Below are 827 nucleotides of genomic sequence, written 5' to 3'. Positions count from 1 at the left end.
GAGCCCATCAACGTGAGGTTCTCGATCGACTGGTCACCGGGGAGTTTGTAGCTGTACCAGCTCTGCGCCGTGTCGATGCCTTCGCCGGCCTTCTCGACGATGCGCGTCGTCGGGTTGACGATATAGGTGTCGTCGCCCGCCCCGCCGATGAGCGTCACGGAGGCGGCCTGGGCCGACAGCTGGTCGTTGCCCGCGCCGCCCTGAAGGCTGCCATTGGCGGTCTTGGCGCTGAGCCATGCGCCCGGCCCGCCGGACACCGCCAGGAGCTTTTCCGTGAGGGCCGAGGGGGCGATCACGACGGTCTGGGGAGCAGGGGTCTCGACAGGGGCAGCATCCTTCTGGACGGGGGAGGAGGTCGTGGCGCTGGGCTTGAAGGCGAAGTTCGCCTCCGTCAGGTCGCCCGAGTTCACGCCCTTGAGGAGAACGGCGTCGCCTTCCTCCAGCAGCACCAGCGTGTCGGCGCCGACCTGTACGATCCGCTCCTTCAACTGCGCGAAGCTTGCGAAACCCGTGTTCTCGATCAGCAGCTTGTCGGCCGAGGCACCCGATGCGGCGAAGTCGCGCACCACATCCTGGCCGCCGCCCTTCTGCATCACGAACGTGTCGCGCCCGCCGCCGTCGATCAGCACATCGTTGCCGCGCCCGGCGTCTAGGATAAGGTCGCCGCTGTTGCCGGCGAGCACATTGTCGAGATCGTTGCCCGTGCCAGACAGGTTGGCATTGCGGGCCTGGCCGGGCTTATCGATGGACGCCGTGTCGTCGAGCGCGAAGGATGAGGCCGAGGTCTTGATCGTGTCGGTGCCTTCGCGGGCCTTTTCGTTGATGCG

The 827-nt window shown here is 66.7% G+C and carries 1 pseudogene; it reads right to left on the bottom strand.

The window, feature by feature from the left end:
• Positions 1-827 (bottom strand): annotated as a pseudogene (locus tag NS365_RS24745) (calcium-binding protein); the annotation flags it as partial.

This window comes from Aureimonas ureilytica, assembly GCF_001475935.1.
Taxonomy (GTDB): Bacteria; Pseudomonadota; Alphaproteobacteria; order Rhizobiales; family Rhizobiaceae; genus Aureimonas; species Aureimonas ureilytica_A.
This window is presented reverse-complemented; position numbering and strand designations above follow the sequence as displayed.